Origin of the sequence: Streptomyces scopuliridis, from assembly GCF_042790125.1 — a bacterium.
GTDB classification, from domain to species: domain Bacteria; phylum Actinomycetota; class Actinomycetes; order Streptomycetales; family Streptomycetaceae; genus Streptomyces; species Streptomyces scopuliridis_A.
In genome coordinates this window covers 303,287-324,281 of sequence record NZ_JBHTZS010000003.1, presented here as the reverse complement: position 1 = coordinate 324,281, position 20,995 = coordinate 303,287, and the positions used below count along the sequence as shown (strand labels likewise).

Annotated in this window: 17 protein-coding genes; 5 read left to right on the top strand and 12 right to left on the bottom strand. The window is 68.9% G+C overall.

Features of this window, described 5'->3' with window-relative positions; all coding sequences use genetic code 11:
- Positions 1 to 110: 110 nt before the first annotated feature.
- The 6 genes from ACFRKB_RS06025 to ACFRKB_RS06000 form a co-directional block, all read right to left on the bottom strand.
- Complete coding sequence (locus ACFRKB_RS06025; RefSeq protein ID WP_383103671.1) at positions 111 to 4,469, bottom strand: endo-alpha-N-acetylgalactosaminidase family protein; 4,359 nt, start codon at positions 4,467 to 4,469, stop codon at positions 111 to 113.
- A 55-nt stretch (positions 4,470 to 4,524) separates the two neighbouring features.
- Positions 4,525 to 5,367 carry a carbohydrate ABC transporter permease gene (locus ACFRKB_RS06020; RefSeq protein WP_383103670.1) on the bottom strand — a complete coding sequence of 281 codons (843 nt, stop codon included), beginning with the start codon at positions 5,365 to 5,367 and terminating at the stop codon, positions 4,525 to 4,527.
- Positions 5,364 to 6,203 (bottom strand): carbohydrate ABC transporter permease, encoded by an 840-nt coding sequence (locus tag ACFRKB_RS06015; protein ID WP_383103669.1) that lies wholly within the window; start codon positions 6,201 to 6,203, stop codon positions 5,364 to 5,366. The genes ACFRKB_RS06020 and ACFRKB_RS06015 overlap by 4 nt, the downstream gene beginning before the upstream one ends.
- Positions 6,204 to 6,397: 194 nt before the next feature.
- Positions 6,398 to 7,702 (bottom strand): ABC transporter substrate-binding protein, encoded by a 1,305-nt coding sequence (locus ACFRKB_RS06010; RefSeq protein WP_383103667.1) that lies wholly within the window; start codon positions 7,700 to 7,702, stop codon positions 6,398 to 6,400.
- A gap of 254 nt (positions 7,703 to 7,956) precedes the next feature.
- Complete coding sequence (locus tag ACFRKB_RS06005) at positions 7,957 to 8,952, bottom strand: RlpA-like double-psi beta-barrel domain-containing protein (RefSeq protein ID WP_383103665.1); 996 nt, start codon at positions 8,950 to 8,952, stop codon at positions 7,957 to 7,959.
- 300 nt (positions 8,953 to 9,252) lie between these two features.
- Positions 9,253 to 10,212, bottom strand: coding sequence for a hypothetical protein (locus ACFRKB_RS06000; protein WP_383103664.1), 960 nt, complete (start codon positions 10,210 to 10,212; stop codon positions 9,253 to 9,255).
- 747 nt (positions 10,213 to 10,959) lie between these two features.
- Between ACFRKB_RS06000 and ACFRKB_RS05995 the strand changes: the two genes are divergently transcribed.
- On the top strand, positions 10,960 to 11,865 hold the full coding sequence (locus ACFRKB_RS05995; protein WP_383103662.1) for a class I SAM-dependent methyltransferase: 906 nt from the start codon (positions 10,960 to 10,962) through the stop codon (positions 11,863 to 11,865).
- A 9-nt stretch (positions 11,866 to 11,874) separates the two neighbouring features.
- Here the strand turns inward: ACFRKB_RS05995 and ACFRKB_RS05990 are convergent, their stop codons facing one another.
- The 3 genes from ACFRKB_RS05990 to ACFRKB_RS05980 are packed head-to-tail and all read right to left on the bottom strand — an operon-like array spanning position 11,875 to position 15,160.
- On the bottom strand, positions 11,875 to 12,972 hold the full coding sequence (locus ACFRKB_RS05990; RefSeq protein ID WP_383103661.1) for an NAD(P)-dependent alcohol dehydrogenase: 1,098 nt from the start codon (positions 12,970 to 12,972) through the stop codon (positions 11,875 to 11,877).
- Positions 12,969 to 14,378, bottom strand: coding sequence for an aldehyde dehydrogenase family protein (locus ACFRKB_RS05985; protein WP_383103659.1), 1,410 nt, complete (start codon positions 14,376 to 14,378; stop codon positions 12,969 to 12,971). The genes ACFRKB_RS05990 and ACFRKB_RS05985 overlap by 4 nt, the downstream gene beginning before the upstream one ends.
- Before the next feature lie 8 nt (positions 14,379 to 14,386).
- Positions 14,387 to 15,160 (bottom strand): (5-formylfuran-3-yl)methyl phosphate synthase, encoded by a 774-nt coding sequence (locus tag ACFRKB_RS05980; protein ID WP_383103657.1) that lies wholly within the window; start codon positions 15,158 to 15,160, stop codon positions 14,387 to 14,389.
- A 265-nt stretch (positions 15,161 to 15,425) separates the two neighbouring features.
- Between ACFRKB_RS05980 and ACFRKB_RS05975 the strand changes: the two genes are divergently transcribed.
- From ACFRKB_RS05975 to ACFRKB_RS05965, 3 genes are all read left to right on the top strand, one after another.
- Positions 15,426 to 16,205, top strand: a complete 780-nt coding sequence (locus tag ACFRKB_RS05975) for a MerR family transcriptional regulator (protein ID WP_383103655.1) — start codon at positions 15,426 to 15,428, stop codon at positions 16,203 to 16,205.
- A 43-nt stretch (positions 16,206 to 16,248) separates the two neighbouring features.
- Entirely contained in the window at positions 16,249 to 16,584 is a 336-nt protein-coding gene (locus ACFRKB_RS05970) for a YnfA family protein (RefSeq protein WP_383103654.1), read from the top strand.
- 128 nt (positions 16,585 to 16,712) lie between these two features.
- Positions 16,713 to 17,186, top strand: a complete 474-nt coding sequence (locus ACFRKB_RS05965; protein ID WP_383103652.1) for a hypothetical protein — start codon at positions 16,713 to 16,715, stop codon at positions 17,184 to 17,186.
- Between the two features lie 100 nt (positions 17,187 to 17,286).
- On the opposite strand, the gene ACFRKB_RS05960 is transcribed toward ACFRKB_RS05965, so the two are convergent.
- Together ACFRKB_RS05960 and ACFRKB_RS05955 are read right to left on the bottom strand one after the other, a co-directional pair.
- Positions 17,287 to 18,024 carry an SDR family NAD(P)-dependent oxidoreductase gene (locus tag ACFRKB_RS05960; protein WP_383103901.1) on the bottom strand — a complete coding sequence of 246 codons (738 nt, stop codon included), beginning with the start codon at positions 18,022 to 18,024 and terminating at the stop codon, positions 17,287 to 17,289.
- A 132-nt stretch (positions 18,025 to 18,156) separates the two neighbouring features.
- A complete protein-coding gene (locus ACFRKB_RS05955) occupies positions 18,157 to 18,789 on the bottom strand; it encodes an isochorismatase family protein (RefSeq protein WP_383103650.1) in 633 nt (210 codons plus the stop codon).
- A gap of 303 nt (positions 18,790 to 19,092) precedes the next feature.
- Here ACFRKB_RS05955 and ACFRKB_RS05950 point away from each other — a divergent pair, with 303 nt between their 5' ends.
- Positions 19,093 to 19,728: an SRPBCC family protein gene (locus ACFRKB_RS05950; protein ID WP_383103648.1), complete on the top strand. Its 636-nt coding sequence runs from the start codon at positions 19,093 to 19,095 to the stop codon at positions 19,726 to 19,728.
- Between the two features lie 24 nt (positions 19,729 to 19,752).
- On the opposite strand, the gene ACFRKB_RS05945 is transcribed toward ACFRKB_RS05950, so the two are convergent.
- Positions 19,753 to 20,970: an erythromycin esterase family protein gene (locus tag ACFRKB_RS05945; RefSeq protein WP_383103647.1), complete on the bottom strand. Its 1,218-nt coding sequence runs from the start codon at positions 20,968 to 20,970 to the stop codon at positions 19,753 to 19,755.
- Positions 20,971 to 20,995: the final 25 nt, after the last annotated feature.

Here is a 20,995-nt window from a genome sequence, read left to right as displayed (position 1 = left end):
TCCCGCACGGGATATTCGGCGAACGTAAGGTTTCGTTCCCCGCCCGCATCGAATCCGTCACAGCACTTCGCCCCGCCGGTCGACGGACCGGCGGGGCGAAGTCTCAGGGGTCAGCCGCAGCGGAACTTCGCGTCACCCCAGGCACTGTGATCGCTGGAGTTGCCGTCTCCTCCGTCCGTCGTGACGAGCTTGACCTCCTTGGCACCGCCGAGGTCGAGGTCGAGGTCGATGGTCTTGGTGGTGCGCTGGACCAGCGGGCTGGTGTACAGCGTCTTGCCGTCGGCGATCACGGAGAACCCCACGGTGCCGTAGCCGGACTTGTCGTCCAGACCGATTCTGGCGGTGAACCGGGAGCAGCCGCCGCCGAGGTCGTAGACCGCCTCCGAGGGCGCGTGCGCGCCCAGGCCCTTCTCGTAGATCTCACCGTTGATCCGGATGGCGTCGCCGTCGTTGGCCTTGTCCTCCCCGATGGCGTGGTCGCGCTCGATGGGTCCCCAGCCGCTGGACGCGCTCTTCCAGGCGAGGTCGCTCGCGTAGACATCGGCCTCGGGCGAGGTGACGTAGTCACGGGACGAGAGGGCGAACACATGGAGATTCGCCTCGGCCGGCAGGGTGAGGGACCTGACCGTCTTGCCCGGGTCGAGCGGCACACTGTTGTAGAAGACGGTGGAGTCGCCGTTCTCCGGACCGTTGGGTGTGTTCCGCACCTTCGTCGTGGCGACCGTGCGGGCCCCATAGCGCCCTCGGTCCGTGGACGTCCAGGCGGGCAGGCCGAGTTGGGCCGTCGACGTCGTCCCGTCGGTGTACCGGATGACCAGGTCTCCGGCCGCTCCGGCCGTGGCCGTACCCAGCACACCGAGCACGCCCTTGGCGGTGGTCCTGATCGTCTGGCCCTTGGCCGAGACATTGTCCTTCTCGCCGGGCCGGGTGTCCGGCCAGGTGAACTCCATGTTGTCCACTGTCTTCTTGCCGCCGGGGGTGAGACCGGCCGCCTCCAGCGCGGAGCGGTCGAAGCTGCGGCCCTTGTCGTCGAGTCCGCCCCGGCCCGCGGTGGCGGTGTCGGTCGTACCGACGTTGTCGAATGCCTCGGCCAGCCCCGGATAGACGACGGGGACGTCGGCTTCGCTGCTCGTCCGCAGCTTCGCCCCGTTCCAGGTGTACGAGGCCACCGTGCGCACGACACCCTGCTTGGCGTTCCCGGCCGGCGTGACCTGGTAGGTGACGGTGCTCTTCCCGTGCGCGGGAACACTGTCGATCGTGGTGGGCGTCCCGGCGGTGGCACGCCAGCCCTCGGGGACCGCCAGATCGACGTTCACACCGGTCATCGGCTCACCACTGCGGTTCTCGACGGTGACCGTGGCCTCGGTGGCTCCCTCGGGGGCCACCTCGTCGGGCTTGAAGGAGACCGACGTGGGCGCGCCGCACTCGGAGCCGGCGGCCTTGCCGAGGTCTTCCACCACGAGATTGTCGAAGGACATCGACGGCGGGAAGTCGCCGCCCTTCCCCTTGGAGATCTGGCTCAGCGCCAGATTCACATCGGCGCAGCCGCCGGTGGTGAACGCCAGGTCCGCGCTCCGGACCGGAGCCGGGCCCTGGGGCGGGAGGGAGTCCGTCCAGTCCGACGGCTTGGGGTCACCGGCCGGGGGCGGGCTGTCCAGCGACCGGTCGGTGGTCGCCCGGAGCGGTTCGGTGAGCACAGGCTTCTCGCCGGAGCGTACGAGGAACTCGAAGGTGTCGGCGGAGTCCGCCGCGTAGTCGAACCGTACGCGGTAGGCGCGGCCCGGCTGGAAGCGCATGCTGCCCGGCCAGGTCTGGAGCTTCACTCCGGTGTTCGCCTCCGCGATCTTCAGCGAGAACGTGTCCCGCAGCGCGTCCCGGGTGTAGCCGGGGTTCGCCTCGGCCAGATGGATCCCGGCCTCGCCGGCCTGCGTTTGGATGAAGGGGCCGAACCCCTGGTCCACGGCCTCGAAGTTCTCGGAGAACGGAGTGGGCGAGGCCCCGTCGGTACGGACGATCCGTACGTCGGTGAACGCGGTGGAGCCCTCACCGGGGCCCGCTGACAGCTTCAGATCCGCGCGGCCGTCCTTGCCGACGGTGAAGACGACCTTGAGCTTCTGGTACGGCATACCCGACAGATGACTGTCCGCGTCCTTCAACGGCGGGGGTGTGGTGTCGATCCAGGTCTCTCTGCCGTTGACCGTCAGTGTGGCGCGCCGGCCGGGGGCGGTCGTCGTCCACACGGCGGCCGTGTAGGTGCCGGCGGCCAGCTTCTCGCTGCGCTGGGTGGCCTGGCCGCTGCCGGAGAGGCGCAGTTCGGGCCAGCCACGGTCGTCCCGCCCGACCTTGGCGTCGGTGCCCTTCCAGCCCGTCAGATCACCGCTGGTGAAGGAGGGATTGACCAGGGAGCTGCCCTCGCCGAAGGTCACCTTCTTCGGGGCCGGCCGCTTCTGCGGAACCAGCAGGTAGGGGGTCTTGGCCTCGGCCGTGAGCGTGACCGTGCCGTCGCGGACCTCGACCTTGCCCAGGCTCTTGCGGCCGGTGTCGCCGAGCTCGTACAGGTCGTAGCTGCCGTTCTGGCGCCAGGTGGGGGGAACCTTCCAGCTGGTGGTGCCGCCGTCCGCGTTCCAGTGGTACGCCTTCTCAGCCTTGCCGGCCTTGTCGGACGTGGCGCCCTTGCCGGACGTCGACGCGGGCCAGGGCAGCAGATACGCGTCGCCGTCCAGGATGGTGCGCCCGTCCTGCGTGTAGCGGACCTTGCCGTCGACCTTGGCGGTCGTGACGCCGCCGGACAGGCCGATCTTGTCGTCGGACCAGTTGGTGATCTCGAAGTTCTGCAGATACTTGGTGGGCAGGTTCCGCGAGTAGACGGTCTCCAGCCACCGGTTGACGTCGTGTTCGCCGTGCCAGTCGCCTATGCCGTCACTGTTGACGCCTCCCAGCAGCTCGTTGCCCTTCTGCACCCAGGCGTCCGTGAACCCGTTGTAGACGAAGCGGAGGATGTCGCTGTTGACACCGTTGTTGGGATAGTCGGCGGACTGGTGGTACCAGGTGACGTAGGGCCACAGGTAGGACGGCCACTCGGTGTGCAGGGCGAGGCCGTTGTCGTTGTAGTTCTTGGCGAGCTTCCAGGCGTCCCAGTCCTCGCCGAAGAAGGCGTCGTTGTAGACGAAGTCGAGGCCGGGGACCTCCTTCTTCAGCTGCTTCACACGCTCGGCGTGCGGACCGGAGAGATCCTTGGACTTGTCGAAACAGTAGTGTGCGTCCGACCAGAAATAGCACGACTTGGTGGAGTTGAGACGGTCCCAGCGGAACGCCTTGGACTCCAGCAGCTGGCCCTCCTGCGAGAGATGGACGCCGATCTTGGCCCCGTACTTCTCGGCGCTGTTCGCCAGCGTGTTGAGGTCCTTGAGGCCGCCCGCGCGGTTGTTGTAGTGGCCGGCGTAGTCGGGGTGGGCCGAGTCGTGGCCCTCGCCCCCGTACCCCTTGAGCTGGATCGACTGGCCCAGACCGTCGGTGGCGAGGTATCCCTTCTTCACATTGTCGAGCGCGCGCAGGAAGGGGTTCTGAGCGCCACTCATGAAGTTCATGGAGATATAGCTCACGGGCGTGTTGGCGACGTCCTCGCCGCCCTTGGGCTTCGGGGCGATCTTCCGGTAGCCGATCGCACCGTCCTGCCAGTCGACCCGGCCGTCGTCATTGCTTTCGCCGGTCACCACGACCTTCAGCTCGGGCGGAACGACCTTCTCTCCGTCGGGGCCCCGGTAGGTCCAGGTGTTGCTCCAGACACCGGAGCGCTTCTCGGCCCCGGTTCCGGTGGTCTGCCGCAGCAGCGGTCCGAAGGAACTGATGGACGAGGACCAGACGGCCGCCGCGGCACGCGAGGAGTTGACGATGGCCACATTGGTCTTCTGCGGCGTCTCGTCGGTCCTGGCCTCGGAGACCGGCTGATACGTGTCCCACTTGTCTCCGGCGCCCTGATAGGTGCTGCGCGTCTGTACCGAGGTCAGCTGGTCGCCGGGCGCGCCGGAGACGATGGACTGGTCCGGGATCGCCAGCGTGGTGACCTTGGCGCTGCCGCGCTCCTCGACATCGGTGACCTCGAACGTCAGCACACTGTCGGCGACGGAGAGCCGGGCGACGACCGTCAGGTCCAGCTCGTCCACCGTCAACCGGTAGTCGATCCGGTCCGCGGCGGGTGTCGCCTTCACCGCGGGCTGGTACTCCTCGCCGTTGATCTGCAATCGGTCGATGGCCTTGGGCTGGCCGCCGAGTTGTGCTCCGTCGCGCGTCTGGTAGCCGATGACCCGGGGGAAGTCCGGGTCCACCTCGACGGCCAGCTCCGGAGAGCTGATCGTGACGGCCGATGACACTGACGCGGCCGGTGCGGACGGTGCGGCGGCGGGGGCCGGTGGGGCCCCCAGAACGCCGGCCGCGACCGCCATCGCGAGGATGACTGGGATGCGTCTCACGTGCTTGCTCCACAAGGTTTGTAGGGACGGTTCGGCAGTGGTGCGAGAGGGGGCGCTAGGACTTCATGGCTCCGTCGGCGAGGCCCGAGCGCCAGTAACGGTTGAGCCCGAGGAAGGCCACGATCAGCGGGAGCACGGAGATCAGCGAACCCGTGATGGTCAGGTGGTAGAAGGTCTGGTTCTGCGCGCTGTTCCAGAAGAAGAGCCCGAGCGTGGCCGGCCACAGGCTGTTGTCCGCGAGCATGACCAGCGGCAGGAAGAAGTTGTTCCAGATGGCCACGAACTGGAACAGGAAGATGGTGACCAGAGCGGGCGACATGAGCCGCAGTCCGACCGTCCAGAACGCCCTGATCTCACCGGAGCCGTCCACCCGCGTCGCGTCGAGCAGTTCGTCCGGGACGGAGTCCGTCGCGTACACCTTGGCCAGGTACACACCGAAGGGGCTGACCATGCTCGGGATGAACACGGCCCAGAAGGTGTTGTCGAGACTGACCGAGGAGGCCAGCAGGTACTGGGGCAGCGCGAGAAGCGGTGCCGGGATGAGGAGTGCGGCGAGGATGACGGTGAAGAGGCCGGCGCTGCCGCGGAAGGGAAGCTTGGCGAGGGCGAAGCCCGCCGCCGCGGCGAGGAGTGTTCCGGCCAGGGCGCCGCCGCCCGCGTAGAGCAGGCTGTTGAGCAGCCACCGGGCGAACACACCGTCCTGCCAGCTGAAGACCTGTCGGATGTTCTCGGGCAGGGAGAACTGGTCGGCGAACCAGAAGGCCCTGCTGTCGAACAGCGCGGAGCTGGACTTGGTCGACGACACCGCCAGCCACCAGACCGGCAGCAGGAAGTAGACGCCGACGACGAACATCCCGAAGGTGGCGATGACCTGACCGGGCAGCGACGCGCGCTTCATCGTGCCCTCCGTTCCGTGAGCTTGAAGAAGAGGAAGGACAGCACGCAGGTGGTCAGCGCCAGGAGTACGGCGATGGCCGCGGCGTAGTGGTAGTCATTGGCGCCGAAGGCGGCCTGGTAGGCGGCCATCGCGGGCGTGTAGGTACTGGTCACATTGTTGGTGATGCTCCGTATCACCGACGGTTCGTTGAACAGCTGGAGCGAGCCGATGAGGGAGAAGAGTCCGGTCAGCACGATGGCCGGCCTGACCAGCGGGATCTTGACGCTGATGTTGATCCGCAGGGGGGAGGCGCCGTCCAAGCGGGCGGCCTCGTACAGCTCCCTGGGCACCGCCTGGAGCGCCGTGTAGATGATGATCATGTTGTAGCCCGTCCATGACCAGGTGACCACGTTGGCCGTGGACCACAACACGGTCCCCGGAGCCAGGAAGTCGATGTCCAGCGCGCCGCGCAGCGGGCTGAAGGACGGCAGATAGAGAAAGGCCCACAGGATCGCGGCGATGACGCCGGGAACCGCGTACGGCAGGAAGAACGCCAGCTTGAAGAAGGCTCCGAACCGGACGACCGCGCTGTCCAGCAGCAGGGCGAGCAGCAGGGCCAGCCCGAGCATGACCGGTACCTGCACCAGGCCGAACAGCAGCACGCGTCCGACGCCCGAGATGACCGCGTCGTCCGTCAGGACCCGGCTGTAGTTGTCCAGGCCGGCGAAGACGCGCCGCGGAGCCTCCAGGCCGAGCCCCGAGCGTTCCTGGCGGAACAGGCTCTGGTGGAGCGCGAATCCGATGGGCAGGATGTACACCCAGGTGAAGAGCGCGAGGAACGGTACGAGCAGGATCACCCCCGCCCGGGTACGGGACCGGCGGGCACCCGATCTCGCCCCGGGCGCCGGAGTCGTACCGGTTCCCGTCCCCCGTGGGATCGGCCGCGGGCCCCTCGCCCGCTCGCCGGCCGTCGTGTGTTCTGTGGCCACCACCATGAGACTCCTTCCAGGACAGGTGGGATGGCGGGCGCGGAACGCCGCGCCCGCCGGTGTCAGTCGGCGATCGACAGGCCCTTGGCCCGGTAATCGGCGACGACCTTGTCCTGGACCAGGTCGAGCGTGCCGGAGAACGAGGAACCGGCGCCGACGGCCTTGCCGAAGGCGTCCTGGAAGGTGGTGGCGGTCTGGGTCATCCCGGGTCCCCACTTCCAGTCGGGATCGGTCAGCGCCGCGGCCTCGTTGAACACGTCGTAGATCTTCTGGCCGCCGAAGTACTTCACCGGCTTATTGGCCTCGGGGAGGTCCCGCCCGCTTGTCGCCGCCGGATAGATCCCGGTGACGGTGATGAGGTTGGCGAGGCTCTTGGGGTCGGTGCTCATCCATGTGGCGAACTCCGCCGCCTCCTTGGCGTTCTCACAGCCCTTGACGACGGCCGTGGTCGAGCCGCCCTCATTGCCCGCGGCCCGGCCGCCCTTCTCCCACTGGGGCATGGGCGCGACCGCCCACTTCCCGGCGCTGTCCTTGGCGTTCTCGGTCAGCACACCCGCCATCCACACCGCGCCGACGGCGGTGGCCGTCTTCCCACTGGAGAGGCCCTTCAGCCACTCCGGGCTCCACGGGGTCTCGGTGGTCACCAGCTTCCGGTCGACGAGGTCCTGCCAGTAGTCGGCGACCTTCTTGCTCTCGGCGCTGTCGATTCCCACCTTCCAGGAGTCGCCGGCGGTACGGAACCACTGGCCGCCCGCCTGGCTCACCAGCCCGCCGAACCAGTAGCTCTCCGTGGAGAAGTTCGTGAGCGCGTACGAGGGATCGGCCTTGCGCAGCTTCTCGGCCGCCGCCTTGAACTCCGCCCAGGTGGTGGGCAGGGAGATGCCGAACTTCGCGAACACGTCCTTGCGGTAGAACAGCGCCTGCGGGCCTACATCGACCGGGATACCGACCACTTGGTCGCCGAAGGAGACCTGGTTCCAGGCGAAGTCGGAGAACTTCCCGGCGGCGTCGCCGACATGGGGGGCGATATTCTCCAACGCGCCCTCCGCCAGGAACGTCGGCACGGACTCGAAGCCCACCTGCGCCAGACACGGCGCGTTGCCCGCCTTGACGGCGGAGAACATCTTCTCGTAGCCGCCCTTGCCCCCCGTGGGGATCGTTTTGAATGTGACCTGGACGTCCGGGTGGGTGGCGTTCCACAACGCCGCCGACTTCTCGTATCCCGGCGCCCAGCCCCAGAACTCGAGCGTCTTCTTCCCGCCGGCGCCCCCACTGCCCTCGCCACCGGACGCACTGCCGCCGCCGCATCCGCTGATCAGGGCCATTCCGAGGAGCGCCGCTGTCACGCCCGTGAACCGCTTACCCATGGGATTACCTCTCCTGCAAGTGTTGCCGGATACCGTGGCGCGATTTCGACGCCGGAACCATGGACAAACGTTCATGATCGCTTGTACTTACGTCGGGAGAAGTGCTGGACCCTGCGAGACCCTACGAGCACGGGGTTCCCCGGCCGGGAAATTCCTCCGGGAAACCCCGCCGCTCTTGTCTTTCGCGGTGCTTCAGCTGACGGTGAGGGTGTGCGGCAGATTATTCATTCCGCTGCCGGACCCCGCTGCTTTCCCTAACCGCCGCTGCCGGTCCTGGTGGTGTAGGTCACCGGGTTGTAGATCTGGCTCTGGCCGCACTTGCCGCTGCCCTGGGCGCATTCGGCACGGCCGAATGTGTATTCCCGGCCACCGTTGAGGAGTTTGTCGTCCGCGTCGATGACACGGATCGTGTACGACGTCTTCGCGGCATTACTTGCCTCGATGTCGAAGCGCTGGCCGTTGTCGGTTGTTCTCACCACACGCTTCCATGTGGAGCCGTCGAAGTACTCGACGCCGTGGATCCCGTTGGGGAGATTGCTGATGAGCAGGGGGGCGTAGTACTTCTCGGCGCCTTCGGCGAAGGCGAGCTTGATGTCACCGCTGTAGTCGGGGGCCGGAATGAACGACCAGTCGATCTTGCGGTTGTTCCAGGCCGCGGCGCCGATCAGATCACCGGCCGGTTTTCCGTCGGGCATCGTGAACTGGCCGACCCCGTACCGTGAGATGTCGAGATGGTTCCTGTCGGACCGGCACCATTCGTTGCCGTCACCACAGCTGTCCGTGACGACGGCCTTGAGGGTGGCTCCGTTGTACTGGTCGGGCTTCCAGGTGCCGCCCCTGCAGATACCCGCTCCTGGCGCGCCTCCGTTGGGCACGCTGCAGAAGTCGCTGAGCTTGATCTCCACCCAGCGCCCGCAGTTGAGGCCATTGTCGTACATGCCCTTGATCTGGGACTTGTCCGCCGGAATGGGGCGTGGCGAGGGGTTCGCGGCGAAGTCGTTCGGCATGTCCCACACATTGAGAGCCACGAAGTTCTTGCTCTCGATCTGGACCGGCGGAATACCGCAGGCACCGCCCCGGTCGCCCACCTTCTCGAACCAGGTGCCGACGCCTGAATACGTCTGCGACGCGGCTGCCGAATCCGGGGTGATGACTCCCAAAGCAGCCACCGAGCCCAGCATCAGCGTGGCGAGCAGCCCCAGCACAGGGGCCTTGAGCTTCTTCCTCTTCAGATACCGTAACGCGATCACAGTAACCTTCCTTGAGCCAGGAGTGATACGGACCGGAAAGCTTGACTTTTCGTCAAGAAATGAAAGGTGCGAAAAGCTCCGTGGGAGCAATCCCACGGGAAAAACCGTAGGGGAACCCTCCGCCGGATAACAAGCGATCCCAGCGCCGCACCTCGTTTGTCCAACTCATCGGGAGAGAAGTGCAATTGACGCGGGCCCCGTCGCCACGTCCCGTTCCGGGGAACGCCAGAGGCCCCCACCCGGCGTGGCGCCGGGTGGGGGCCTGGCCGCGGCGGATCAGCCGGATCCGCCGCAGGATCATCACGCGGGAGGTTCGAGCGTGACCGACGCGTTGGACACCTCGGTCCGCAGGTCCGCTCCTATGGTGCTGTTGACCATCTGGATGGCTATCACCTTGGAGTCCGCCGGAACGGCGGCGCCGCCCAGGTACGAACGGTACTTCGTGGCGAGTGCGGTGAAGTCGACCGAGACCCGGCTGGTGGTTCCGGCCGCGATCTCCTGCCCCTGCACCGTGACGCGGCACGTGTTGTCCTGGCAGCCGTTGTTCCAGAAGACGCCGTCCGCGCTCGGCTGAATGAATTTGCCGGGGTTGAAGTGGACGACGGAGATGACGTTCTTCCTGGCGCCGTCGTTGTAGATCAGATCGGTCGTGAGGATGGCACGCTTCTCCCCGCAGGCGTAAGAGCCGCTCTGCTTGGCCAAGGCGTCGTAGGAGACCTTGAGCCGTCCGTCCGCGAAGTTGTAGTGCTGGCCCGCGGCCGGGCGGCGCAGCGAACTCGATGGATAGTGGTAGGAGAATGCCACCTCACGGAGTTTGCAATCGCCCACCTGCTGCGCGTTGTTCTCAAGACCCAGCTTCAGCGGGGATCCGGAGTTCCCCGAGACCTGACCGTCGTAGCCGGGGTACTTCGTGCGCTGGTCACTCTTCCAGTTCACCGTCACGAAGTCCCACGCGGGACAGGCTTTCCTGTTGTTCGAATCGGTGTAGGGAAAGCGCCCGAAACAGCCGTCGTCGGCACGCAGCTCATTGTCCACGGCGCGACAGCCGGAAGTGTCGTAGTACGTGCTCTGCGGCCCGGCGGGCAGGTCCGGAAATTCCTCCACGACACCGAAACAACGGTTCTTGGGGCCGGGATCGAACACGATGGAGGTGGACTGGGTGATTGGCGTGCTGGCGCTGACCGGGCTGGCCATCACACCCAGAGGGATGAGTAGTGCGAGTAGGGCCGCGCCGAGCGCGTAGCGAAACAGGCGTCTCAACGGAAACTCCTTCGAGAGAGAATTCATGAGGCGGTGTGTCCCCGGCGGATCCGAAATGCCCTCTCCTTTCAGTGGGAGCGTTCCAGGGGGACGTCGGGATCCGAAAAGAGCAGGGCGCGGGCCCCAGGCGATGGGAGTACGAACACGATTGCGTCTCACGGCTCGGAGTTCCGCGACGCTCAGGCCGCCCGTCCTTGACGGAGTGCCAGGGAGTAAAACGATCCCGACGGGGCCACGTCAATAGCCTGAAACCACGCACCGGACGTTTGTCCACGTGTGAGTGGCCAGAAGTGAAAGCGCCGCCCTCGCGAAACGATACGCCACGCGCGAACCGCCCCCACGGGGACGCCCCCGGGAGCCTCCAACTGCTCAGGGAACCTGGGCGTTTGGCCTCGATCGTGGACGCCGGGGCCCAGGCTCGTGGCGGCCACTACGTGTGGGTACGGCCCGACGCGGGCGATCCCGGCCGCAAACCGATCCTCATGGCCGGCCGAGCCTCGTACGGAGGCCAACGCCAGGATATTCACCTGTACAGGTGAACGGTGCCCGATCCACGCGCGGTGGACGATGTCCGGCTGGATAGTGAGGACGCCGCGCGAAGTCCGCGTTCGGCTTCAGGACTTACAGGTTTTCAGGTCTTCGGGTCGGGAACGTGGTTGCCGATCAATTCGTGAATTCCTTGTGCGCCATTCGGCATGTCATGGCCAAAAGCTGTTCGTGGTCTCAACTCGCCCCACGGGAGGACACATGGTCGGCACAACTCATCCGAACACCGGTGTGGAAGGTGTCGAAGGGGGTGTCGGTCTCACCGCTCTCATGGTCGCCGCGGCGCGGGCGATCGAGACCCACCGCCACGACAGCCTGGCACGGGACATCTACGCAGAGCACTTCGTGCTCGCCGCACCGGCGTCCGCGGGCTGGCCGGTCCGTGTGCACCAGGCTCCGGACGGGGACGCGAACCCGCTGTGGGGGAGGTTCGCGCGCTATTTCGGTCTGCGGACGAGAGTCCTCGACGACTTCCTCCTCCGGTCCGTGCGCGCGGGCACCCGCCAAGTGGTCCTTCTCGGGGCGGGGTTGGACTCGCGGGCGTTCCGGCTCGACTGGCCGCCCGGCTGCGTGATCTTCGAGATCGACAGGGAAGGCGTATTGGCGTTCAAGCACGAGGTGCTCGACGGGCTGTCGGCCACGCCGAGGGCAGCACGCGTACCGATCCCGGTCGATCTGCGCGCCGACTGGGTCGGCGCGCTGACCGACGCCGGTTTCGACACGGCCGCACCGAGCGTGTGGCTGGCCGAGGGGCTGCTGTTCTACCTGCCCCACGCCGCCGAGACCCATCTCATCGACTCGGTGGACCGGTTGAGCGCGGAGGGAAGCGCTCTGGCCTTCGAGGTCAAGCTGGAGAAGGACTTGCTGGAGTACCGCGACAGCCCGCTCTACACCTCGACGAAACACCAGATCGGTATCGACCTGCTCAACCTGTTCGACAGAGAGCCGCGGCCCGACTCCGCGGGTGATCTGGCGGGCAAGGGGTGGTCCACCTCGGTCCACACCCCCTTCGAGTTCACCCGTCGGCACGGACGCGGCCCGCTGCCCGAGCAGAACGACGCGCTGGCGGGCAACCGCTGGGTGTTCGCGGACAAGCCCCGGCCCTAGGGCCTGTCTTCAAGGGGCCGGCGGGAGCAGGACGGGTTTGACCACGCGGCCCGCGTCGCAGTCGCGTTCGGCCTCGTTGATGTCCGCGAGCGGGTACGTGCGGATCAGCTGGTCGAAGGGAAACAGCCCCGCCTGCCACAGTCCGGTCAGTCGCGGAATCAGCAGTCCCGGCACCGCGTCCCCCTCGCAGATGTGGGAGATCCGCCGCCCCCGGTCCAAGGTTCCCGGTTCGAGCGGCAGCGCGGTGTGGAGCCGTGCCACCAGGCCGAGGTGGCCGGTCGGGCGCAGGGCCCGCAGGGCGTCGTTGACCAACTGGGCGGAGCCCGTGGTGTCCAGCGCGTACCGCGCGCCGCCGTCGGTCAGTCGCCGGATCCGGTCGGGCAGGCCGGCCGAGGCGGCATGCACCGGTATCGCGCGGAACCGCTCGGCGAGGGCCAGTCGTTCGGGGTGCCGGTCGACGGCCACCGCCACCGCCCCGGCGGCGGTGGCGGCCAGCACCGCGGCCAGGCCCACCGCTCCCGCGCCGAACACGGCGATGGTGTCGCCGGGGCCGACGCCGAAGGAGTTCAGAACCGCCCCGGCTCCGGTGAGAAAGCCGCAGCCGAGCGGTCCGAGCAGTTCGATGGGCAGTGCGGGATCGACCCGGACGGCGTTGCGGGCCAGGACGATCGCGTACTCGGCGAACGAGGACTGGCCGAACCACCGGGGTGCCAGTTCACCCCCGGCCGCGTCGGTGAACCGCGCCGCGTCCTCCCCGCGCCCTCCGAAGAGGTTGAGCGAGGCGAAGGAGTCACAGTAGGCGGGAGCCGCGCCCATGCAGTTCCGGCAGTGTCCGCAGGAGTCGAAGCTCAGCACGACATGGTCACCGGCGCTCAGGCCGGTGTCCGGACCGCCGGTCTCCACCACGACCCCGGCCCCCTCGTGGCCGAGCACCGCCGGCAGCGGTGAGCGGCCCGCCGAACACCGGACCGCGAGATCGGTCCGGCACATCCCGCAGCCCGCGATCCTGACCAGGATCTCGCCGTCGGCCGGCCCCTCGGCCAGGATCACCTCCTCGACGGCGAACGGGGTCTCGTACGAGCGCAGCACCGCCGCACCGAACCTCATGGCCGCGTCTCCTCCGGACGGTGCACGACGAACGGCCTGAGGTTCCCGTAGAGCCCCCACGGTCCGCCCGCGACGCCGACACCGCTCTCCTTGGTGCCCGCGAAGGGCTGGGCAAGGGACAGTTCGGCGTGGTGGTTGATCCATGCCGTCCCGCACTCCAGCCGGTCGGCCACCGCCTCGGCACGGTCGAGGTCGGTCCCCCATACGGAGCCGCCCAGCCCGAAGCCGGTGTCGTTGGCCGCTTCGATCGCCTCGTCGAGGCTCCCGTACGGCAGTACGGGCAGGACCGGACCGAATTGCTCCTCCGTCACCACGGGGCTGTGGGGTGGGACATCGGCCAGGATCGTCGGGGCGAAGAAGTGGCCCGGCCGGTCCAGCCGGTGGCCACCGGTCACCGCTCGGGCGCCATCCGCCAGGGCCTGCGCCGTATAACGCTCGACCCGGGCGAGTTGGGGGGCGTTGTTGACCGGCCCCAGTTGGGTGCCGGGGTCGAGCCCGGCTCCGACGACGGCGCGCTTCGCACGCTCCGCGAGGGCCTCGACCACCTGGGAGTAGAGCCGGACCGGGGCGTAGACGCGCTTGACCGCCATGCAGACCTGCCCGCAGTTGCGGAAGGCCGCCCAGAACAGCCGGTCCGCGATCCGCTCCACGTCGACGTCCTCCAGCAGGACGGCGGCGTCGTTGCCGCCCAGCTCCAGGGTGACCCGGGAGAGCGAGGCCGCCGCACCCGCCGCGACGGCCCGTCCGGTGGGAATCGAACCCGTGAAGGTCACATGACGTATCCCCGGATGGGACGCGAGGCGGGCGCCGAGAGGTTCGCGACCGGTGACGATCGTCAGTACGCCCTCGGGAAGGGCGGTGGAGAGGACAGACCCCAGCAATCGTGTGGCGAGGGGGGTGAACGGGGACGGCTTGAGCACCATCGTGTTGCCCGCGGCGAGCGCGGGCGCGAACTTCGCCGACGCGAGCTGGAGGGGAAAGTTCCACGGGACGATCGCGGCGACGGGCCCGAGCGATCGCCAGCGGATCTCGCTTCGTACCGGCCGTCCGTCCGTGATCGGCCGGGGCGCGGCGGCCGGCTCCGCGAAGTAGCGCAGGCGGGCCGCCGTGCGGGCGATCTCCGCGTACGACTCGGCCAGGGGTTTGCCCTGTTCACGGGTGAGCAGCGGCGCGAGCTCGGCCCCGGCCGCCTCCACGGCGTCGGCCGCCGCGCGCAACGCGGTGGCGCGGGCGACGCGGTCGGCCCGCCAGCCGCGCCAGGCCTCGTGGGCCCGGTCGACGACGGCGTCCAGCTCGTCCGGCCGCTGGTCGGGAGCCTCGTCGACGGCCTCGCCCGTCGCCGGATCGAGGACGGTGAAGCACCTGCCGCCGATCCCGGGCGCGCGACGGGGCTGACGTGTCGGCATGGCGGCGGTCAGCTCGCGGCGACGGCAGCCGCGTACTCCCGGGCATGCCGGTCCATCTCTGCCCGGAAGGCGGCCACCCGCCGCGGCTGAACCCTTCCTGCTTTGCGGTCGCCCCCCTCGCAGACCGCCCCGCGCACCCCCACGATGTCCGTGCCGATGCGGGTCAGCTCGCCGAGGTCTCCCCCCTTGACGCTGCCCGCGAGGGCGGCGAGCAGACCGGCCTCGTGGGACAGCCGGACGAACTCCCCGCAGGCGTCGGGCGGCACATGGTCGAACAGCCGTGTCCCGTCCTTGACCGCCGTGTCGAGCATGGCCGCGTCGGAGCCGGAGCGGAAGGCGATGTCGGGCAGTGCGAGCGGGTTGACGCTGCCGATCCGGTGGGCGTCCGCGTAGCCCGAGGCGACGACGAAAGCGTCCGGCCGATAGTCCTTCACCGCCCGGACGACCCCTCGCATCACGTCGATGGCCTGTTCGGGCGTCGTGCATCCATAGAGCCCGACCTTGATGTACGTGGCTCCCGAGACGGCCGCACCCAGCGCCGCCTGGGCCACCGTGCCGGGCTTGTACGGTACGTCGCCCACGGTGGCGGACACCGGCTTGTCCGCCGGGACGGCTTCGCGGATCTCTCTGATGACCCACGGGTAGTTCGCGCCGAGCGAGCCCTCGTCGGGCTTCTTGACATCGACGATGTCGAAGTACTCCGCCGCCTTCACGCAATCGAGGGCCTCGTCGACACTGTCCGGGGAGATGAGAAGCAACAACGTGGGCTCCTTCCACCGCATGTCCACCTGCCACGGGGCCGGTGTGCGGAGGCGTCTGGATCACTTGCCGTACGCTCATCATTGCCGCGGCCCGTGGCCACCGGTAGGGCGCGCGGAGTCCGAACGGGTCGTGGCAATGGCGTGTTCACCCCGCCGTGCGCCGTCCGCGCCGGTTCGAGGGCGCATCGCCGCGCGGGCGTCGGGACCCGGTGGAAGCGCGAAGCGGCGGCCCTGGTGAACGGTGGGCTTGACCTTCGAGTCAGCTGGAGGGTTTACCGTCGATCGCATGACCTCGATGCGGATCTCTCAGCTCGCCGAGCGCAGCGGAGTACCGGCCACCACCCTGCGCTTCTACGAGAGTGCGGGGCTGCTGCCCGCCGGCCGGACCCCCGCCGGCTACCGGCTGTACGGCGAGGACGCGGTCGACCGGCTGGCGTTCATCGGCGCGGCCAAGCATCTGGGGCTGCCGCTGGAGGAGATCGGCGGGCTTCTTCAGGTGTGGCAGGCCGGGGCCTGTAAGGAGGTGAAGGCGGACCTGCGCCCCCGGATCGCCGCCCGCCTGGCCGAGGCCGAGGCCCGCGCCGCCGAGCTGGCCGCGTTCACCGCCTCGCTCCATGGCGCTCTGGCACACCTGGACGCACTGCCCGACCGCACCAGCCGCTGCGATCCCGAGTGCGGCTTCCTCTCCCCGGCGCCGGCCGCCGACGGCGGGCAGCCGGTGGACGTGGTGCTCGCGCCCGGCCGCCGGCCGGCCGAAGAAGGTGCGGAACGGTGGCGCACGGCATCGGTGGCCTGCTCGCTGACCGGTGTGGGCCCGCACGAACGAACCGTCCAGTGGCGCGAGGCGCTCGACGGCGCGACGCGAGCCCCGGTGCCCGAGGGCCTTCGGCTGACCCTGCCCGTCGCACGGACCGCGCAGGTGGCCGAACTGGCCGCCGCCGAGCAGCAGTGCTGCCCGTTCTTCGACTTCCGCCTCCACCTGGACGGCTCGTTCCTGCACCTGGAGGTACGAGCACCCGCCGACGCCGCGGCGCTGCTCGCGGACCTCTTCGGCCCGACCGCCTGACCCGCCCTTTCCCCGACCGTCCCCATCCAGAGAGACCTTTCCCGTGCTCATCGCCCGTTCCATCGCCCTGTTCGCCGTCGCCGCCCTGTTCGAGATCGGAGGCGCCTGGCTGGTCTGGCAGGGCATCCGCGAGCACAAGGGCTGGATCTGGGTCGGTGCCGGCGTGATCGCCCTGGGCCTGTACGGGGTGGTGGCGACCTTCCAGAGCGACGACAACTTCGGACGGATCCTCGCTGCCTACGGTGGGATCTTCGTCGCCGGGTCGATCGCCTGGGGCGTGGTCGCCGACGGCTACCGCCCCGACCGCTTCGACGTCGTCGGCGCCCTGGTCTGTCTCGCCGGGATGGCGGTCATCATGTACGCCCCGCGCGGGCACTGACCCACTGGGCGGCATCGCGCGGGCCGCGTGCGCAGTGTCGTTTCGGCGATGAAATCGCTGGACCGTACGGGTGAGTTCCGGGCCGTGGGGCTGTCGCAGACGGGTGCGGGCTGCCTAAATCCGGGGTTGTGATCAAGAACCTCCTGCGGCGCGGCCTTCCCGCGCTCGCCCTCGCGGCCCTGCCCATCCTGGCCGCCGTTCCCGCCGCCGACGCCGCGAACAGCGGCCGCACCGTCCAGAGCACGCAGGCCCACGAGGCCCTGCGGGCCGATTCCCGTTTCTACCCGCCCGCCACCCTCCGCAAGAACCAGGCATGGACCTCCGGCAACGGCCGTGCGATCCTGCGCGTCCAGAGCGACGGCAACGTCGTTCTCTACAAGGACAACCGCGCCGCCTGGCAGGCCCCGAACGTCTACCCCAACGCGGACCGCCTCGTGATGCAGGAAGACGGCAACCTCGTCATCTACAACAGGGCCGGCCAGGCCATCTGGGCCGCCGGAACGTGGCGCAAGGGCCACTACCTCGCCGTCCAGGACGACGGCAACGTCGTCGTCTACAACAACGCCAACCGGCCCGTCTGGGCCACCAACACCGGCGACTGACCGACACACACTCCCGTCCAGGACAGGGCCCGGACCCGCGACCCGCCGTCCGGGCCCTGCTCATGATCTCGGCGAGCGCGGTGGTGAACGCCCGTACGGGTCAGACGGCTGTGCGTCCGCCGTCGACGGGCAGCACCACACCGTGCACGAAACTCGCGGTGTCACCGGCCAGGTACGCGATCGCCTCGGCGATCTCCCTCGGAGTGGCCGGCCGTCCGGCGGGCGCCTGGGATGCGAGGGTGTCGAGGTCCTCGCCCATGCCTGCCGTGCCCTCGGTCCGCGTCGGACCGGGCTGCACGGCGTTGACCCGTACCCCGCGCGGGCCGTACTCGGCGGCCCAGGCTTTGGTCAGCAGGTTCACGGCCGCCTTGCTTGAGCCGTACAGCGCCATTCCCGGGACACCGAACGCGGCCACCATGGTGCTGACGTTGACGATCGCCCCGCCGCCCCGCTCGGCCATCGCCGGCGCGAGTTCCGCCACCAGGAAGAAGGGGGCCTTCACATTCAGCGCGTAGACGGCGTCAAACTCGCTCGGCGGCGTCTGCTCGGTGGGCCCGAAGGGGTAGACACCCGCGCTGTTGACCAGGATGTCAACCCGGCCGCCGCCCAGTTCGACGGCTTGCCGGGCCAACTGCCGCACCGAGTCGGCGTCCAGCAGATCGGCGGCCAGGAAGTCCGCCGTACCGCCGCTTCGCCGGATGGCCTCGACGACGGCCCGGCCGCGCCCTTCGTCCCGGCCCGCCACCAGTACGCGCGCGCCGCACTCGGCGAGCGTTTCCGCGGCGGCCTCCCCGATGCCGCTGGTCGCCCCGGTCACCAGCGCGACTTTCCCTGTCATCGACGCGGTAGTCACAGCGGCACCCTTCCTTCCCGAACATTCCCTGTCCCTTTGTAAGCGCGGGCGGGATCAGGCGCTCACCCGGCTACTCCGGCGGGGTCCCCGCGGGGCGCCATGGTCCGGGCCACGGAACTAGGCGCGCTGCTGGTGGGCGGCCGAGATCTGGCCGACCAGAACGGCGAACGGCATGTCCAGGGCGGCGTAGACCGCACCGGCCGCGGGGTCCGCGTTGTCGGCGAGGGCTTCCACCATGAGCGTGGCGTAGTCGCCGGCGATGACTCCCGACTGCTGCATGCGCAGCAGGCCCGCCTCCCGCTTGGCCTGGCTGAAGGTGCCCGACGCGTCCACGGCCACATACGCGTCGTACCCGGCGGCCGTGGCCGCGATGGCGGGCAGGGCCGCGCAGACCTCCAGCGACACTCCCGCGAAGATCAGCTTCTGACGGCCGGTCGTCACGATGGCTTCACGGACCCGGTCGTCGTGCCAGGCGTTGACCGTGCTCCTGTCGATGATCTTCTGTCCGGCGGGCAGCGCCTCGACCAGTTCGGGTGCGGTCGGCCCCCACATGCTGTCGGCCGCCGTGGTGGTGACGACCAGCGGGATGTCCAGCGCGGTCGCCGCCCGTGCGAGGGCCGCCACGTTGTGCTTCAGCTCGCCGACGGGAATGTCGCGCACTCCCGACAGGAGGCCGACCTGGTGGTCGACCAGCACCACGGTCGCGTTCTCCCGGGTGATCGGATCCAGGAACTTGCTGAGCTCGTTCATCTTTCCGCTCCTTGCGTCCTGCTTGCGTCCGAGCCCCGCCCAGACCCCGCCGACCGCCGGGCCAAACTCATCTGCCCGACCCGACCGGGGCCTGCTCCGGATGCGCGCCGCCGCATCCATCATGCGCCCCCTTGAACACCGTCGACCGGTCTGCCACCTCCCCCTCTCCTGGCTACAGCCCCAAGATTTCGTTAGAGGCTATCGCGAACCTGTTGACCTATCAGTTCGCTGCGTTATAGCTTCTAACGAACGCAGGGGCTTCTAGCCCAGCATCGACAACAGAAACCGACAAGGAAGAACGCCATGTCCGGAATCCGCGGCACCAGCGTCCGCGCCGCCCTGTTCACCGTCCCGCTCGCCGTCGCCGGAGTCCTCGGCACCGCCGTCGCGCCCGCCGGAGCCACCCCTCACCCCGACAAGTCCCTCACCTGCCGCGGGGCGGGTGTCGACCCCAAGGCCCAGGTACGCGCCAGGATCGAGACCGTGATCCACGCGCCGCTGAGCACCATCTGGAAGCTGCAGACCGACGTGGAGCGCTGGCCGTCCTGGCAGGCGCCGGTCCAGACCATGGAACGCCTCGACCACGGCCCCTTCCGGCAGGGGTCGGCGTTCCGGTGGACGACCCCGGTATCCCCCAATCCCGCGACTCCCGCCACCAGCCTGGACATCACCTCGACCGTCGAGCAGCTCAAGCGCGGCTCCTGCATCCGCTGGACCGGCCCCGCGATCGGTGAGGGACTGCGTATCGACGGCGTCCACGTGTGGAACTTCACCAAGGTGAAGGGCGGCGTCCTCGTACGCACCGAAGAGACCCACACCGGAGACCAGGTCGAAGCGGACGTTCCCACCGCGACCAGGATCCTCCACGAGGGCCTCAAAGGATGGCTGGGCGACCTGAAGGCCACCGCCGAGGCCCGCGCCGCCCACCCGTCACACTGAATCACGCACCCGGCCCGGCCCGGCTCACCTCCTCGTCCGGCTCTCCGGGACGTCCTTGACGAACACGATCCCGTCGATGCCGGCCAGGTGGGCCGGGTCGAGCGAGGCGTAGCCGAACCAGGGGGATTCGCGCGGCCCCGGGCGCCGGGCGCCGAGGGCGGTGATCAGCCGGGAGGTATCGACGACGTAGCGGTCTTCCGGGAGCGCGTACAGGAGTCCCTCGACGGTGTCCGGAGGCGGGGTGTCCACGCCCTGGTGCCGGATCGTGCCGAGGGCCGTGGCCAGGAAGGCGTACTCCTCACCGAGGTGGGCGCTCACGATCGCACCGGCGCTCCACCACTCCACCGGCGGCTGGTCCCACAGGCGCATCGTGCTCTTGTCCCGCTGGAGATGGGCGTTGTGGGCGTGGACCAGTGCCGGGCCCCGTTCGGCGAGCGCGAGGAGATTGCCGGCCATCATCTGGTCCCGCAGGCCCACCAGCCGCGTCATGCGGCCGGGTGATGTGTCGGCCATCCAGAAGTGGTAGCGCAGCAGGCCGGTGGCGGTACGCCCGTACAAGCGCGCCCGGTCCCAGGCGTCCCGCGAGGTCACCGCGATCAGGTGGGGCGTCTGCGTGTGGAGCAGCGCCACCAGGTCGTCGGCGTGCAGCCGCAGCCGGCCGGCCTCGGCCGACTGTCCCACGGACTGGGCCGGGTCCATCATCGCGGCGGGATCGGTCCACCGGTCGTCGGCGCCGAGCAGGCGGTCGAGCGTTTCCTCGGTGCAGGGCAGCAGGTTCGCGTCCACCCGGGCCGCGAGGAAGCCGTGGAGTGCGGTGAGGGCCTGCCGGGGGCTCGCGGCGCCGGTGATCTCCAGCGGGCCGTCGAAACCGGCGAAGCGGAGCCGCTCGGACACGGGCCGGCCCTCGTTGTACGCCCGTATCCAGCGCACGAGTTCACGGTTGGCCGCGGACGCGCCCCACCCGTGGCTGAATCCGCCCTCCATGACCTCGTCGAGGGTGCCCGTGCCCGTGGTGACGTACTCGTCCACCAGCAGGCCCCTCACGCAGTCGCTCTCGATCGCGATCGTCCGGTACCCCTCCTGCTCGACGAGTTGCCGGAAGAGCTCGTCGCGCAGATCGAGCAGAGTGTCCTCGCCGTGGGTGGGCTCGCCCAGGGCGAGCAGCCGCGGCCGGGCCGGAAGCAGCCTCATGACGGCGCCGGCCTCGACGGCATGGGTGGTGTCCTTGATGTCAGTAGCCATGCCTTCAACGGTATCGTTGAACCTT

Bases quoted from the DNA above. Each gene is read 5' to 3' on its own strand.
- ACFRKB_RS05990 (WP_383103661.1), bottom strand. From the start codon at position 12,972: ATGAGGTTCGGTGCGGCGGTGCTGCGCTCGTACGAGACCCCGTTCGCC.
- ACFRKB_RS05985 (WP_383103659.1), bottom strand. From the start codon at position 14,378: ATGCCGACACGTCAGCCCCGTCGCGCGCCCGGGATCGGCGGCAGGTGC.
- ACFRKB_RS05995 (WP_383103662.1), top strand. From the start codon at position 10,960: ATGGTCGGCACAACTCATCCGAACACCGGTGTGGAAGGTGTCGAAGGG.
- ACFRKB_RS05955 (WP_383103650.1), bottom strand. From the start codon at position 18,789: ATGAACGAGCTCAGCAAGTTCCTGGATCCGATCACCCGGGAGAACGCG.
- ACFRKB_RS05980 (WP_383103657.1), bottom strand. From the start codon at position 15,160: ATGCGGTGGAAGGAGCCCACGTTGTTGCTTCTCATCTCCCCGGACAGT.
- ACFRKB_RS06010 (WP_383103667.1), bottom strand. From the start codon at position 7,702: ATGGGTAAGCGGTTCACGGGCGTGACAGCGGCGCTCCTCGGAATGGCC.
- ACFRKB_RS06020 (WP_383103670.1), bottom strand. From the start codon at position 5,367: ATGAAGCGCGCGTCGCTGCCCGGTCAGGTCATCGCCACCTTCGGGATG.
- ACFRKB_RS05975 (WP_383103655.1), top strand. From the start codon at position 15,426: ATGACCTCGATGCGGATCTCTCAGCTCGCCGAGCGCAGCGGAGTACCG.
- ACFRKB_RS05950 (WP_383103648.1), top strand. From the start codon at position 19,093: ATGTCCGGAATCCGCGGCACCAGCGTCCGCGCCGCCCTGTTCACCGTC.
- ACFRKB_RS05960 (WP_383103901.1), bottom strand. From the start codon at position 18,024: ATGACAGGGAAAGTCGCGCTGGTGACCGGGGCGACCAGCGGCATCGGG.
- ACFRKB_RS05945 (WP_383103647.1), bottom strand. From the start codon at position 20,970: ATGGCTACTGACATCAAGGACACCACCCATGCCGTCGAGGCCGGCGCC.